General features: G+C 62.6%; 18 protein-coding genes. 7 read left to right on the top strand and 11 right to left on the bottom strand.

The features are described 5' to 3' along the window. Positions 1-89: 89 nt before the first annotated feature. Complete coding sequence (locus ACYG9R_RS24580; RefSeq protein WP_023805266.1) at positions 90-815, top strand: hypothetical protein; 726 nt, start codon at positions 90-92, stop codon at positions 813-815. A 287-nt stretch (positions 816-1,102) separates the two neighbouring features. On the opposite strand, the gene ACYG9R_RS24575 is transcribed toward ACYG9R_RS24580, so the two are convergent. Together ACYG9R_RS24575 and cysE are read right to left on the bottom strand one after the other, a co-directional pair. Beyond that, positions 1,103-1,306: a DUF3126 family protein gene (locus ACYG9R_RS24575; RefSeq protein WP_006200852.1), complete on the bottom strand. Its 204-nt coding sequence runs from the start codon at positions 1,304-1,306 to the stop codon at positions 1,103-1,105. Positions 1,307-1,562: 256 nt separating this feature from the next. Then, positions 1,563-2,411: a serine O-acetyltransferase gene (cysE, locus tag ACYG9R_RS24570; protein ID WP_023822940.1), complete on the bottom strand. Its 849-nt coding sequence runs from the start codon at positions 2,409-2,411 to the stop codon at positions 1,563-1,565. 133 nt (positions 2,412-2,544) lie between these two features. Between cysE and ACYG9R_RS24565 the strand changes: the two genes are divergently transcribed. Next, positions 2,545-3,159 carry an HD domain-containing protein gene (locus tag ACYG9R_RS24565; protein WP_023822941.1) on the top strand — a complete coding sequence of 205 codons (615 nt, stop codon included), beginning with the start codon at positions 2,545-2,547 and terminating at the stop codon, positions 3,157-3,159. Here ACYG9R_RS24565 and ACYG9R_RS24560 read toward each other — a convergent pair. From ACYG9R_RS24560 to ACYG9R_RS24535, 6 genes are all read right to left on the bottom strand, one after another. Further along, entirely contained in the window at positions 3,156-3,656 is a 501-nt protein-coding gene (locus tag ACYG9R_RS24560) for a GNAT family N-acetyltransferase (RefSeq protein WP_023822942.1), read from the bottom strand. The two genes, ACYG9R_RS24565 and ACYG9R_RS24560, sit on opposite strands and share 4 nt — an antisense overlap. Positions 3,657-3,695: 39 nt before the next feature. Beyond that, on the bottom strand, positions 3,696-4,010 hold the full coding sequence (locus ACYG9R_RS24555; RefSeq protein ID WP_023822943.1) for a hypothetical protein: 315 nt from the start codon (positions 4,008-4,010) through the stop codon (positions 3,696-3,698). Positions 4,011-4,080: 70 nt separating this feature from the next. After that, complete coding sequence (locus ACYG9R_RS24550; RefSeq protein WP_352852918.1) at positions 4,081-4,407, bottom strand: hypothetical protein; 327 nt, start codon at positions 4,405-4,407, stop codon at positions 4,081-4,083. Between the two features lie 101 nt (positions 4,408-4,508). Next, positions 4,509-5,276, bottom strand: coding sequence for an alpha/beta fold hydrolase (locus tag ACYG9R_RS24545; RefSeq protein WP_023681517.1), 768 nt, complete (start codon positions 5,274-5,276; stop codon positions 4,509-4,511). Positions 5,277-5,286: 10 nt separating this feature from the next. Next, a complete protein-coding gene (locus ACYG9R_RS24540) occupies positions 5,287-5,859 on the bottom strand; it encodes a DUF192 domain-containing protein (protein ID WP_023681518.1) in 573 nt (190 codons plus the stop codon). Between the two features lie 113 nt (positions 5,860-5,972). Then, a complete protein-coding gene (locus ACYG9R_RS24535) occupies positions 5,973-6,569 on the bottom strand; it encodes a cold-shock protein (RefSeq protein ID WP_027050415.1) in 597 nt (198 codons plus the stop codon). Positions 6,570-6,927: 358 nt separating this feature from the next. Here ACYG9R_RS24535 and ACYG9R_RS24530 point away from each other — a divergent pair, with 358 nt between their 5' ends. Both ACYG9R_RS24530 and ACYG9R_RS24525 read left to right on the top strand, forming a co-directional pair. Next, positions 6,928-7,368: a VOC family protein gene (locus tag ACYG9R_RS24530; protein WP_023681520.1), complete on the top strand. Its 441-nt coding sequence runs from the start codon at positions 6,928-6,930 to the stop codon at positions 7,366-7,368. A 133-nt stretch (positions 7,369-7,501) separates the two neighbouring features. After that, complete coding sequence (locus ACYG9R_RS24525; protein WP_023744840.1) at positions 7,502-7,795, top strand: DUF2218 domain-containing protein; 294 nt, start codon at positions 7,502-7,504, stop codon at positions 7,793-7,795. 105 nt (positions 7,796-7,900) lie between these two features. On the opposite strand, the gene ACYG9R_RS24520 is transcribed toward ACYG9R_RS24525, so the two are convergent. The 3 genes from ACYG9R_RS24520 to ilvA all read right to left on the bottom strand — a co-directional run bounded on the left by ACYG9R_RS24520 (position 7,901) and on the right by ilvA (position 10,586). Then, positions 7,901-8,605: an outer membrane protein gene (locus ACYG9R_RS24520; protein WP_023691203.1), complete on the bottom strand. Its 705-nt coding sequence runs from the start codon at positions 8,603-8,605 to the stop codon at positions 7,901-7,903. Positions 8,606-8,754: 149 nt separating this feature from the next. Continuing rightward, positions 8,755-9,333: a DUF1697 domain-containing protein gene (locus ACYG9R_RS24515; protein WP_023691202.1), complete on the bottom strand. Its 579-nt coding sequence runs from the start codon at positions 9,331-9,333 to the stop codon at positions 8,755-8,757. After that, positions 9,330-10,586 carry a threonine ammonia-lyase IlvA gene (ilvA, locus tag ACYG9R_RS24510; protein ID WP_023822945.1) on the bottom strand — a complete coding sequence of 419 codons (1,257 nt, stop codon included), beginning with the start codon at positions 10,584-10,586 and terminating at the stop codon, positions 9,330-9,332. Before ilvA ends, ACYG9R_RS24515 begins: the two co-directional genes overlap by 4 nt. A 124-nt stretch (positions 10,587-10,710) precedes the next feature. Between ilvA and ACYG9R_RS24505 the strand changes: the two genes are divergently transcribed. From ACYG9R_RS24505 to ACYG9R_RS24495, 3 genes are all read left to right on the top strand, one after another. Beyond that, positions 10,711-12,114: a hypothetical protein gene (locus ACYG9R_RS24505; protein ID WP_031199025.1), complete on the top strand. Its 1,404-nt coding sequence runs from the start codon at positions 10,711-10,713 to the stop codon at positions 12,112-12,114. 100 nt (positions 12,115-12,214) lie between these two features. After that, positions 12,215-13,288, top strand: coding sequence for an alpha/beta hydrolase (locus ACYG9R_RS24500; RefSeq protein ID WP_023822947.1), 1,074 nt, complete (start codon positions 12,215-12,217; stop codon positions 13,286-13,288). 132 nt (positions 13,289-13,420) lie between these two features. Next, positions 13,421-14,584: an alpha/beta hydrolase gene (locus tag ACYG9R_RS24495; RefSeq protein ID WP_023734424.1), complete on the top strand. Its 1,164-nt coding sequence runs from the start codon at positions 13,421-13,423 to the stop codon at positions 14,582-14,584. The last annotated feature ends 19 nt before the right edge of the window (positions 14,585-14,603 follow it).

Below are 14,603 nucleotides of genomic sequence, written 5' to 3'. Positions count from 1 at the left end.
AAATCGCACAGTCGCGTCCAGCGCAGCAAGAGCCATGCCGCGGCATGTGTGCCGCCTAGGGACAGAGGGCGGCGACTATGGGGATTGCGATGAAGCAGGCAGCGACCGCAGAAGAGTTCAACGTCGTCGATTCCGTGCTGATGAAGCGGGTGTTCTATGCTTTTGCCGCACTGGCGCTGCTGTCGCTGGCGATCAGCCTTGGCGGAAAATGGTTCGGCCGCTCGATCGCCATGGCCGGCTACACCGACGACATCACGGTCCACAGGGTAGTGATCGGCAACAATGTCATTGCCGTGCCGGCCAACGCCATCCGCTTCCTGCAGGCGCGGCGCGACGGCATCGCTTCGCGCCTCGACCTCTATCTGCGCTATCCCCAGATGGACGGCTACAGCGAAGCCGCCCGCGACGATTTCAACCACACGGGGGCCGCCAAAAACATCATCTTCCTGTCGTTTGAACCGCAGATGATGTCGCGCGACATGAGCGGCCGTTTCGCGCCGATCTATAGCGCGCTCATCAGCCAGCCCGGCGCGCCCGGCCCCGGCGGCACGACGATTTACGGTTTTACGGAAAAATCAGGCTATCTCAACGAGGTGCTCGCGGTCGCCGGCCGGGCCGGCAAGGACCCGTTCGTCGCCCGCTGCCTGAGCGGACCGAGCGCCGAGGAATCGCTGGCGCCCTGCGAGCGGGACATCCAGGTCGGCGACAGCCTCAGCCTGACCTACCGCTTTCCCCGGGAGTTGCTGGGCAACTGGCCGGCGCTTGACGCCGCTATCGTCGCCGAGGCCACGCGCGTCCTGAAGACCGGGCGCTAGCCTGCCTCTGTTCGGGCGAAGCGAAGCGGCGCAGAAGTTTACGAACGTTGGCGGGACAGCACCCCCCTCTGTCCTGCCGGACATCTCCCCCGCAAGGGGGAGATTACGCCCCCATCACTGCTTTCGCCAATTATCGAGGTTGCAGAAGAAGAGCCGAGGAACTGCCGATCTCCCCCCTTGCGGGGAGATGTCCGGCAGGACAGAGGGGGGTGGGAAGGATCGCCGAGGCTTGCTCTTCATCTCCCCACTTCGTTGGAGATAGGCAACTCCGATCCCCAGTTCCGCGATCAGGCCAGATCGATGTCGAGGATCGCCATCGAGAAATTATAGTCGCCGTCGTCCTCGTCCTTGAAGACGATGCCGAGGAACTCGTCGCCGACATAGACCTCGGCCGAATCTTCCTTGCGCGGCCGCGCCTTCACCTCGAGTTTGGGATTCTGGAAGACGCGCTTGAAATAGGCGTCCAGCTTTCTGATTTCGTCCGGCTTCAAAAGTCTTCTCCGATCGTCGGGCTTGCTCGTTGGAACGCGCTTCTGGCACGTCGACAATGGCGATGTAAAGGCAAGCCGGCTGGATAGAACGCGAACCCTGGGGCCGGATGATTTCAGGTCGAATCCAAATCCGCCTCTAAATCAAGGAGGTAGAGCATGATGTCGTCCGAAAACCGCCTCACACTTTTCGGCATCATGCTTCAGAGGCAACGGCGCCGGCAACCGGACTTCAGTCCGGCGCGCCGGGTGTTGCAAATCAGATGTCGAAGCTGACGACCTGGTCCATCGATTGCGACGGCAAAAGCTGGTCCATCTGGCGCGAAGGCTGGTCGCAGCCGGTCTCGCCGACGACGCGGGCCGGTACGCCGGCAACCGTCTTGTTGTGCGGCACCGGCGACAGCACGACCGAGCCTGCCGCGATCTTCGAGCAATGGCCGATCTCGATATTGCCGAGAATCTTGGCGCCGGCGCCGATCAGTACGCCGTAACGGATCTTGGGGTGGCGGTCGCCGCCGGTCTTGCCCGTGCCGCCCAGCGTCACGCCGTGCAGGATCGACACATCGTCCTCGATCACCGCCGTCTCGCCCACGACGAGGCCGGTGGCGTGGTCGATGAAGATGCCCTTGCCGATGCGCGCGGCCGGGTTGATGTCGGTCTGGAACACCGAGGACGAGCGGCTCTGCAGATAGAGCGCGAAATCCTTGCGGCCCTGATTCCACAGCCAATGTGCCAGCCTGTGCGTCTGGATCGCATGGAAACCCTTGAAATAGAGCACCGGCATGATGAAGCGGTCGCAGGCCGGATCGCGGTCGTAATAGGCCTGGATGTCGACACGCACGATCGAAGACCATTCCTTGTCGTCGGCCAGCATCGACTTGAACGTCTGGCGGATGAGGTCGGAGCCGATGTCCTGATGCGCGAGCCGCTCGGCGAGCCGATGGATGACAGCTTCCTCCAGGCTCTCCTGGTTGAGGATGGTCGAATAGAGGAACGCCGCCAGAAGCGGGTCGCGGTTGACCGCTTCCATCGCCTCGTCGCGGACCGAACGCCAGATCGGATCGACCGGCTGGACCATTGTGGGGCGGGAAATGCTGATGCTGTTCATCGACGTCTTATCCTGCGTCCTGGCCGCTTGCCTATTCTCCGGCGGCACATATAAGCCAGATCATAGCACGATTGAACTCAATTTTCCTTAGTGCTCGGTGAAATGGATTTGGTTCACGGAAATTCAAGCCGCCATGGAAAACGAACCCTTGATCGACGCTCCGCTGAAACGCGCGCTCTCCGCGCTCTATCAAGCTCCGGATCGCCACTATCACAACCTCGCCCATATCGAGGCGTTGCTGGCGCTGGCGGACGAATATCGAGCATCGCTGCATGATTCCGGCGCCGTCGAAGCCGCAATTTGGTTCCATGACGCCATATATGACAGCCGCGCCAAGGACAACGAGGCCAGGAGTGCGGCACTTGCGCAGGACAAACTTGCCGCCCGCACCGATCCGGAGCGCCTCGGCCGCATCGCGGCGATGATCGTCGCCACTGCCACGCATGAACTGCCCAGCCTTCAACCACGGGGCCTTGCCGATGAGAACGCCCTCCGCGACGCGGCGCTTTTCCTCGACATGGACCTGGCGATACTGGGTGCGTCAGCCGACGCTTTCGACGCCTATGAACAAGCGGTCCGACGCGAATATGGCTGGGTCGAGGAGCCTATGTGGCGCGCCGGCCGCGGCGCGATTCTCAAGACTTTCCTCGCGCGCCAGCATATTTTTCACACGCAGGAATTCCGCCACAGGTTCGAGCCCCAGGCCAGGCAAAACCTGGCGCGGTCTCTAGAAACGCTCAAATCCTAATCCGGAAATGTCTCCATGCGCTGCGCATAGGCTTTGAAACCGGCGCGCCTGTAGACCGATTGCGCGGCCGGATGGTCGTATGTGTCGGTATGAAGCCAGACCCTTTGCGGCGCCCGCGACCAGATGGCGCGAAGCGCCTGGTCGAGCAGGAACGGGCCGAGCCTGCGACCCTGGAAGGCGGGAACCAGCCCGAAATGAACCAGCTCGACCTCAGGCTGGCCGACGCCGTTGAATTCGCACAGACCAGCGGCCTCGCCCTCGACGCGCAGCACATGGATATGTGTCGAGGGCAGCGCCAGCAGGCGCTCGAGGTCTTCCGCCGGCATGCGCAGCCGCTGGTCCCACTGCACCGGCTCGCCGACAGCGCGGTAGAGGTCGATGTAAGCGGCGCAGTCCAGCCTTTCCGGCGCCACCGTGGTCGCTGCTGCAGGGCTGACGCGTGCAGGCGCCAAATCGCGCGGGCGCATCTCCATGTAGGTGACGAGAAGATCAACCAAAGCGGCACCGCCTCCGGCTGCAAGCCAGACGAAGATCGATCACCTGAAGGCGCCAACGGACTTGGTCGCCGCCCAAACAAAGAACAGGCCGATCACCAACGATAGCCCGTTGAGGAGGATACCCACGATGCCGAGGACATGATTGTCGTTTGAACGTCCCAGTGCCATCAAGCCAAAAACCACGCCGGTGATGTGCGCCAGCGGCGCCGCAACGAGAAACACCACCAGAAAAACCCCGCCGAGGACGTTTTGAGCGGCCAGCGACGCCTCGCCTGGCATCAACGCCAGCGTGACCACCGCCGCAAAATCCATTGCGAACGCCAGCAGGGCCAGGATCACCGAGCGTTTGCCCAAGCTGCTCCGCCCCACCACGCCGGGCATTGCTATCGTGCTTCTTCCCCATCCGGCCATTACTCGTCCCCGATCAGGTGAAAGCGCCTATCGTCGATGCCATTGCCACAAGCAGCAGGAAGCCAACCGCCAGGGAGCCGCCGTTGAGCAGGATGCCGACGACCCCAAGCGCGCGGCTATCGTTCGAACGCACCAGCGCCATCAGCCCGAAAATCAATCCGGCAATATGCGCCAACGGCCCTGCCAGCAGGAAAACCGCCATGAAGAAACCCGTGGCGATGTTCTGGGCACGCTCGGATGCGTGGGTCGGCAGCGCCACCATTGTGGTCAGCGCTATCACACCGGCACCGAAGGCGAGCAGCGCCAGGATGACGGAACGCTTGCCGAACTTGCTTGTCACGACGGAGCCCGGCAGAGCGTCGGCGCTTCTTCCCCATTGTGCCATTGTTTGCCACCCCTCGCCGGCCGCCCAATCCATATCGCCCGAAAATCGCTTACCGGTTAAAGCGGATTTTCGGCATAAAACTCCAAAACCCGCTGCTTGAAGGTCTTGTCGCCCACAGCCAGCATATGGTCGCGGCCGTCTATGTGAAACACCTTGGCGTTCGGCATCAGCGCGGCGAGCTCGTCGGGCGAGCCGCCGATATCGTCTGTCGTCCCGACCGCAATCAGCGTTGGTTGGGCGATGCGCGTCATGTCGTCTTCGCTGAGCAGTTCGCGCGACGTGGCGATGCAGGCGGCCAGCGCGCGGCGGTCGCTGCGCGTCTGATCGGCAAAGGCGCGAAACGAGCGACCGCGCGGATGGCTGGTGGCGGCCGGATCGTTGGCCAGCAGCGCCTCGGCGATCGGATCCCAGTCGCCGACGCCGTCGACCATGCCGATCCCGAGCCCGCCGAAGACAAGCGTCGCCACCTTGTCGGGATCCGACAGTGCCAGGAACGCCGCGATGCGCGCGCCCATCGAATAGCCCATGACATGCGCGCGGCCGATGCCAAGATGGTCGAGCAGGGCCGCCGCGTCCGAGCCCATCTTGGCCGGGGTGTAGTCGGCCTCGTCATAGCTTTTCGACGACGAGCCGTGGCCGCGATTGTCGAAGGCGATGGCGCGATAGCCGGCATCGTTCAGCGTCTTGAACCAGCCGGGCGATACCCAGTTGACATAGTGGCTGGAGGCAAAGCCGTGGATCATCAGCACCGGATCGCCCGCCCCCGACGCCGGCTGGCGGTCGAGGAAGGCGAAGTCGAACCCGTCATGGGAGAAGAATTGCATCGGGAGCGGCTCAGCCGGCGCCGGGCGTGGGCGCGTTGCCCTTGTCCGATGGCGGCATGCCGGGGCCGGACACCGTGCCGACGGCCGGATGGCGCAGCAGATCGCCATAGTCGATGCCGTTTTTGGCGGCGGTGCCGGCCTTGAGCTCCAGCACGAAGCGCACTGGCACACCCGGCGAGATGACTGCATCGGACAATGGAGTGCCGTGCTTGACGGCCCGGACCTTGCCGTCCTGTCCAACAAAGATCAGGTCGAGCGGCATCGGCGTGTTGTGCATCCAGAAGCCGACCTGCTTCTGCATCTCGAAGACGAACAGCATGCCATGATTGTCGGCCATATCCTGGCGATACATCAGGCCGGCCTCGCGTTCCGAGTCGGTGTCGGCGACTTCGATCGAAAAGGATTTATCGCCCCCTTTCGTCGCCACGACCAAGGGTGTCGGATCGACGGGAAGGATCATCGCCTGACCGCCGGCGATCGTCTGCTGGGATGCGGTCGGCTGCCCGGAATAGAAGTAAGCGCCTGCGGCTACCGCAACGATGACGCAGAGCGCGCCCGCTGTCAGCCAGTTCCTGTACGCCATTGGAAATCCTCGACCAAAGACCATGATCCCTAAAAGTGGTCTCAGGTATTCGGATAAGATCGTGGTGAAACCAAGAAAAACGCCGTCCTGACTTCCTCAGGAAGGCTCGCGTCCTAATGCGCGACCGGCAAGGTGCCCATATCAGGGTGAATCTCGGCAGCCATGAGGCCCTTGTCACCGCGTCCGAAACGCACCAGCACGACCTGTCCGGGCCTGAGCTCGGTGATGCCATAGCGGCGCAGCGTCTCCATATGGACGAAGATATCCTCGGTGCCCTCGCCGCGCGTCAGAAAGCCGAAGCCCTTGGTGCGGTTGAACCACTTAACCAGCGCCCGCTCGAGCCCGCTTTCCGGCGTCACCGCCACATGGGTGCGCTGTTCCTGCATCTCGGCCGGATGGACCGCGGTGGCGGTGTCCATGGACAGCACCCGGAAAGCCTGCAAACCACGGTCGCCATGCTTGACAAGGCACACGACACGCGCGCCCTCCAATGCCGTCTGAAAACCGTCCTTTCGAAGGCAGGTGACATGGAGGAGGATGTCGCCCGAGGAACCGTCATCGGGTAGTATGAAACCGTAGCCCTTGGCCACGTCGAACCATTTGATGGCGCCGGCGATTTCGACAAGGTCGGCGCTATCGCCGCCACTGTCGCGCTTCAGGGCGTCGTCAAGGTTCTCATCCCGCCTCGTGAAAGAGGCCTTATCCCCCATAAGAACGCCCCCTTTTTTCAAGAAAACCGCAAGTGATTCTTGACATTAGATTAACACCGCCGCTTCCGGGGTGTGCAAGACCTGCCGTGCCTTTTTTCACGGTTGAATACAGGAATAGCTGACTTGTTGTTTGCCGGCGTCGCTGCCGGCTGCAATGGCGATCCGTCAAGGCCGTCAACCGGTCGGCAATTTGCATCGGATTTTGCCGAAATCGGCAACCACTTGTGGTCGGACGCTTTTGTCAGAGCAACCTGATTTTCCAAAAACCGGTGATCACTTTTCCAGTCCGATGCTCGTTGCCCTCCGACGGGGTGGACCTTATGTTGCCTCGCAACCCAAACATCCCCGAGGAAATCCCATGCGCTACCTCCACACAATGGTCCGTGTCGCCGACGTCGATGTCTCGCTCGATTTCTACTGCAACAAGCTCGGCCTGAAGGAAGTGCGCCGCTACGAAAACGAGCAGGGCCGCTTCACGCTGATCTTCCTCGCCGCCTCCGAGGATGTAGAAAGCGGCATCACTGAGAAGGCGCCGCTGATCGAACTGACCTACAATTGGGATCCGGAGGAGTACAAGGGCGGCCGCAATTTCGGCCATCTCGCCTATGAGGTCGACGACATCTACGCCACCTGCCAGCATCTGATGGACAATGGCGTCGTCATCAACCGGCCGCCGCGCGACGGCAACATGGCCTTCGTCAAGTCGCCGGACGGCATCTCCTTCGAACTGCTGCAGAAGGGCCCGGCCAAACCCAAGGCCGAGCCGTGGGCATCGATGCCGAACACCGGCACCTGGTAGCGATCACGCCATCTTGAGCGAGGCGGCCGCGCCGACAAGCCGGCCGCCTTTGCCATTTCGACCAACGGCACCTATTTACCTGCCTGTCGCGCCAGCCAAGCAAAGCCAGTGCCTCATCCAGGAGAATTCATTTATGCCGACCAGCCGTGCCGATGTCACCACCGCATATGCCAGCCGCTATTTGCAGCAGCTGTGCAAGCACTGGGCGCACAAATTTCCCGTCGTGTTCGATCCAAACCACGGCACCATCGATCTGTCGCTCGGCCGCACGGTTCTCGATGCCGATGCGGCAGCGCTGCATATCACGGTGTCGACGGAGGAAAGCGGATCGCTGGAGCGCATGGAGAGCGTTGTTGCCGATCACATCAAGCGCTTTGCCTTCCGCGAGGAACTGACTTTCGAGTGGAAGCAGGCTCCGGCGACCTGATCTGCTGTCAGCCGCAACGCCGAACGCCGGAAGCTGCCAGCCCCGGGCGACGTTATGGCGTCACTTGGTTGCGACGCCATCTGAACCGTCGGAACGACGGATCGATCAGAACTTGTAGTTCAGGCCGATCTTGATCGTATGGGCGTCGATCTTCACCTTTGCGTCGTTGCCCTCGATATCTGTCAAACGGACCTTACCGAAGTCGAAGTACTGGTATTCCAGCTTCGTGGTCCATTTGTCGGCGAAGGCCCATTCGACACCGCCACCGATCGTATAGCCGAAGCGGCCTCCGCTCTTCGATGCGCTGCTGTCCGGGTCGGGCACCCCGTCAAAATCGAAAGTATCGCCATAACTCAATTTGTAGTGAGTCGCCGCCGCGCCGCCCTTGGCGTAGATCACCAGCCTGTCGGTGGCGTAGCCCAGACGTGCCGTCAGATCGCCATAGACGCCCAGTTTCGCCGATCCGAAATTGTCGGGCTCTTCGACGATAGTCCTGTCGCCATCGAGGCCGAGATAGCCCAGATCGGCTTCGACGCCATAGACGAATGCTCCAGACTGCCAGTTGTAACCGGCCTGAACGCCGCCGAGGAAGCCGTCGGTATCGACGTCATGGGTCTGACCAAGCTCCTCGTCGAAGAAGGAATCCGTCTGGTCGACCGCGTCACCGCGTCCCCAGCCATAGCCGGCGTTGATGCCGACATAGCCACCCGACCAGACAAACCCTGCCGGTACGGTCTCAATCACGTCGGCGGCGAACGTCGCGCCGCAAGCCGAAATCAGGAAAGTGGATGCGAGAAGCAGACGTTTCATGAAACTCCCCAATGCAGTCGGAAAGAGCATAGCACAGACATGCAATATTCATTAAGCTGCCCAGGCCGGAAAATCGGAAATTGTTGGAGAAAACAACTGTTTAGCCGAGACTTAATTAGCATCGCAACCGCAACGCAGATCTAAGCGATTCAAAGCGAACGCGCCATCTGCAGCAGCGCCAGCACCGACCGCCAGTTGCGCGCGGTGCCGGGCACTTTCAGCACGCGCGGGATGAGATTGGCGAACACCGATTTGCCGAGCCCGTCCGGCGCCTTGAGGTAGAGCACGTCGTCCCTGACCTCGAAGCTTTCCGGGCCGGTGCATTTTTCGGCAAGCCTGGCGATCTCGTCCGCCGTCGGCTGGCGCTCCAGCGTGTAGGCGTGAAGCTTGGTCGGATCGCCGGCGACTTCCGGATAAGGATTCTCCTTCACCAACCGTTCGAACCAGGAGAGATCGCGCACCATGATGCGCGAGTGAAAGCCCCATTTTTTCTCGAACGCCATTTCGATCTGTTTCGCCAGCGTGGCGGCGTCGCCCTTCTTGGTCCGGAACACGACATTGCCGCTCTGCACATAACTGGCGACATCGGTGAAGCCTAGCGCCTCGAATAACGCCCGCAACTCCGCCATCTGGACGATGCGGTTGCCGCCGACATTGATGCCGGAAAACAGCGCGACGAAGACCACCCTTCGCTCTTCGAGCTTCGGGTGGCAGGCTGTACCGCTCATATGATGAACCCGGCCAGGGTCTCGTTGTCGGTGATGTCCTGATAGTGGACGCCCTCGGCCTCGAAATTCGCCCTCAGCAAATCGAAGTTTCGCCGGTCTTTGGTTTCGATGCCAATAAGCACAGAGCCGAAATTGCGCGCCGATTTCTTCAGATATTCGAAGCGCGCGATGTCGTCGTCGGGACCGAGCAGTTCGAGGAAGTCGCGCAGCGCGCCCGGCCGCTGCGGAAAGCGGATGATGAAGTATTTCTTCAGCCCCTCGAAGCGCAGCGCCCGCTCCTTCACGTCGGGCAGCCGCTCGAAATCGAAATTGCCGCCCGACACCACCGCGACGATGGTCTTGCCGCGGATTTCCTTGCGCGAAAAATCCTTCAACGCGTCGATCGCCAAGGCACCGGCCGGCTCCAGCACCACACCTTCGATGTTGAGCATCTCGATCATGGTGGCGCAGAGCCGGTTCTCAGGGATCAGCCGCACCGCCTGAGCGGCGAACTCCTTGAGGTGGCGCAACGGCTCGCGGCCGATCTCGGCCACCGCCGCGCCGTCGACGAAATTGTCGACATTGGCGAGCCGGACGCGCTTGCCGCTGGCGAGGCTCTGATGCAGGCTCGGCGCACCGGCCGGTTCGCAAAAGACGTAGCGCGCGTCACGTTGCTGCTCGGCGAAATAGTGCGTCACCCCGGCCGCCAGGCCACCGCCGCCAACCGGCAGCATGATGATGTCGGGCATGCGCGCGCCCGGCATCTGGTCGGCGATCTCATAGGCGACCGTCGCCTGCCCCTCGATAATGTCCTTGTGGTCGAAGGGCGGCACCATATGCGCGCCGGAACTTTCGGTGAATTCGAAGGCGGCGCGGTAGCAGTCGTCGAAGAAGTCGCCGACCAGCCTGATCTCGACGAAATCGCCGCCGAACAGCCGCGTCTTGTCGATCTTCTGCTGCGGCGTCGTCACCGGCATGAAGACCACGCCCTTCTTGCCGAAATGGCGGCAGACGAAGGCAAAGCCTTGCGCATGGTTGCCGGCCGAGGCGCAGACGAACAGCTCGGCCTCGTTGCCGGCGGCAAGCGCCTTGCGGAAAAAGTTGAAGGCGCCGCGGATCTTGTAGGAGCGCACCGGCGAAAGATCCTCGCGCTTCAAGAGCACCCGAGCCCCCGTCTTCTTCGACAAATAGTCGTTTTCCTGCAGCGGCGTTTCGGGAAAGATCTCGCGGATCGCGGCTGCGGCGGTGGCGACACGGGAGGAGAAACTGTTCATGGCGCCGTCACCTCTGGATCGAATGGTTCGAAGGCGAAGCCTATTGCACAATTCGCCGTTTGCAGCCACCGATGCGGCGCGGCCGCTTTGGCGCGCCAGCAGGAAATCCATTGGAGCCATCTTCATGCCTGTTTCGGCTGTCGCCCTGAAGACCGTAGACCTGCCTGAATTCGGCGAGCCAACAGTGATGCCGCTGGTTCAGCGGCGGACCTACGAAGCGCGCATCGAGGCTCTGCTGGCGCGCGGCGCCGAGGCCGGGCTCGATGCCTTCGCCGTCTATGGCGACCGCGAGCACGCGGCCAATGTCGCCCATCTCAGTGGTTACGATCCGCGTTTCGAGGAGACGCTGCTGGTCATCGTCCCCGGCAGCCAGCCAAAACTTCTCGTCGGCAATGAGGGTTGGGGCTATGCCGAAATCTGCGACGGGCCTTACGAGCGCGTCCTTTACCAGACCTTCTCGCTGCCGGCGCAGCCACGCGACCGCTCCGCCTCGCTTGCCGACACGCTTGCCGCCTGCGGCCTGAAAGCCGGCCAGAAGATCGGCGCCATCGGCTGGAAGCCGTTCGGGCCCGGCGATGGCGGCGTTGGCGAGACGACGCTCGACCTGCCGTCCTTCATCGCCGATACGCTGCGCACACTGGCCGGCGACAGAGGCGCGGTGGTCAACGCCGCCAACCTGTTGATGAACCCATCCGACGGCCTACGCGCCATCAACGAGGCAGACCAATTGGCGTCCTTCGAATTCGCCGCGACCTTTTCCTCGCAGGGCCTGCGCAACGTGCTTGGGAATATTGAGCCCGGCATGAGCGAATTGCAGGCCGCGCGGCTGATGGGGATCAACGGCCTGCCCCTGTGCTGCCACCCGATGCTGTCCGCCGGCAGGCGTGCGCCCTACGGCTTGCCTAGCCCGCGCCTCGACATCATCAAGCGCGGCGATCCCGTCACCATGGCCTATGGCATCCAGGGCTCGCTCAACGCCCGCGCCGGCTTCCTGGTCGAGAGCGCGGCCGAACTGCCGCGCGAGATAAGCGACTATGTCGAACAGCTGGTTGCGCCCTATTTCGCCGCCGTCGTCGACTGGTACGAGACCATCGGCATAGGCGTTGCCGGCGGAGCGCTTTGGAAAGCCGTGCATGACCGCATAGGCGACCCGTTCTTCGGCGTCTCGCTCAATCCCGGCCATCTCGTCCATATCGACGAATGGATGCATTCGCCGGTGTTTTCCGGCTCGGACATCAAGCTGCAATCGGGCATGGCGCTGCAGGTCGACATCATTCCGGCGACCGGAACCAGCTATTTCACCACCAACATCGAAGACGGTATCGCGCTTGCCGATGAGTCCCTGCGCGAGGAGATCGCGGCCCGCTATCCCGAGGCATGGCGCCGCATCGAGGCGCGCCGCGCCTTCATGGGCGATGTGCTCGGCATCAGGCTCAAGCCCGAGGTATTGCCCTTCTCCAACATCCCTGCGTTCCTGCCGCCATTCTGGCTTTCGCGCAACAGTGCGATGACCGTGGCTCGACGCTGACCACATTTCGGCTGGACACGACTTACTTCTGCCGCACTCTCACTGTCCGGGAGGTGCCGCGGGGGTATATGGGCCTTTTGGCCGGAGTGGAATTTTTGACGTGCGTTTGAAGACGATTTGCATTCTTGCACTTGCCCTGTTGATCGCCGGCTGCGGCGGCCGCAAAACCGAGGAACTGCTCGGCAGCGCCGTCATGTCCACGCCGGTGACCGAAATCTCGGGCAATCACTCGATCTTCATTGCCACCACACGCAAGAAATCCGACGATCCCAACAAAGTTTTCGACGGCGAACGCTCGGCGACGCTGAACTACGCCCGCGTCACCGTCACCGTTCCCGGCGTCCACCAGACCGGCCAGATCGAGCGCCGCTCGCGCGGCAAGTCGAACGACCCGGCGAAATACTTCATGGCTTCCGAGGTCGTCGGCTACGATGCGCAGCCTCAATTCTCAAGCGCGCTCAACGCCGACATCGCCGCGCGCGGCGGCCGCGTCATGGTCTTCGTGCATGGCTACAACACCGGCTTCGACGACGCGGTCTACCGCCTGACCCAGATCGTCCACGATTCCGGCTATCCCGGCACGCCGGTGCTGTTTTCCTGGGCATCGGGCGCCAGAACCACCGACTATGTCTATGACAAGGAAAGCGCCAGCGCCGCCCGCGATCAGCTGGAGGTGACATTGCGCATGCTGCAGCAGTCCGGCGCGCGGCGCATCGACATCGTCGCCCACTCGCTCGGAACCTGGGTGACCATGGAAACGCTTCGCCAGATGGCCATCACCGGCGACCGCGATCTCGGCGGCAAGCTCGGCGATGTCGTGCTGGCCTCTCCCGACATCGACGTCGACGTCTTCAAGAGCCAGATGCGCCGCTACGGCAAGCCGGACAAGCCGTTCATCCTGCTGCTCTCCAACGACGACCGGGCGCTGCGGCTCTCAGGCCTGATCGCCGGCTCGCGGCCACGCGTCGGCGACTACAAGGATGCCGCCGACCTCGCCGCTTATGGCGTCACCGTGGTCGACCTCTCCAAGGTCAAGGGAGGCGACAGCTTCAACCACACCAAATTCGCCGACAATCCCGAACTGGTGAAGATGATCGGCCAGCGGCTGCGCGAGGATGACGGCTTTGCCAGCGACCAGACGGTGACCGACCGTATCAGCGCGCTCGGACAATGAGGCTGTCGCCTTGCGGCGACCGTCGCGCGTGAGGTCGCGAATGCCGCTCGGCCCGATCACTTTCAACTGGACCGGGCCGGTCTCTGCCTCTACGACATTGAAATCGGCGCCAATGCGCCAGCGGGAGCCCGCGTGAACGAGCGTTGGAAGACTGTCCTGGTCCTTGCGTTCGCGCTCGCTGCCGCCGGCTGCGCCGGCCCCAACACCCATGACCTGTTGAACAAGACGACGGTTTCGGTGCCTGCCTCCGACATCGCGGCCACCCACGAAATCTTCGTCGCCACCACCCGCAAGCAGGCGACCAAGGACCCACGCCAGGTGTTCGATGGCGATCGCTCGCTGACCACCAGCTACGCCCGCGTCGACGTCACCGTGCCGAAGGTCCACCAGGTCGGCGCCATCGAGCGCGCCAAGGGCTCGGCAAATTCGAACCCGGCCAAGCAATTCACCGCCACCGACGTCGTCCACTATGGCGACGCCTCGCAATTCGCCAAGGCCGTCGGTGCCAACATCACCATGAATGGCGACCGCGCGCTGGTCTTCGTCCACGGCTTCAACAACGGCTTCGACGACGGGGTCTACCGGCTGACGCAGATCGCCCACGACACCGAATATCCCGGCACGCCGATCCTGTTTTCGTGGGCTTCGAGCGGCAAGACCACGGGCTATATCTACGACAAGGACAGCGCCAACGCCGCGCGCGACGACCTCGAGGCGACGCTCAGGATGCTCGCCAAGACAAAGGTCAAGAGCATCGACATCATCGCGCATTCGATGGGAACCTGGGTGACGATGGAAGCGCTGCGCCAGCTCGCCATCACCGGCGACCGCGATCTCGACGGCAAGCTCGGCCGTGTCGTCCTGGCATCGCCCGATATCGATGTCGACGTCTTCAAGAAGCAGATGATCCGCTACGGCAAGCCCGACAGGCCGTTCGTCATCCTGCTTTCCGCCGACGACCGTGCTCTGAGACTGTCCAGCCTGCTATCCGGCGACAAGCCGCGCGTCGGCGACTACGGCAACGCCGCCGACATTGCCAGTTACGGCGTCGTTGTGGCCGACCTCAGCCAGATCAAGGGCGGCGACCGCCTGAACCACGCCAAATTCGCCGACAACCCGTTCCTGGTGCAATTGCTCGGCGACCGTCTGCGCGCTCCAGCCGGCCTGGCATCGGACGAACCCACGCAGGGCCAGATCGACAATCTCGGCCGAGGCCTCGGCAAGGCAGTCGGATCCGTCGCCGAGATCATCATCACCACGCCATTCAAGGTGCTGACCATCGCCACCGGCGGATGAGAGCCAAGCACCGGGGCTG

This window comes from Mesorhizobium sp. RSR565B (genome assembly GCF_054719465.1).
The sequence above is the reverse complement of the archived record's forward strand: the minus strand, read 5'-3'. Positions and strand labels throughout refer to the sequence as shown.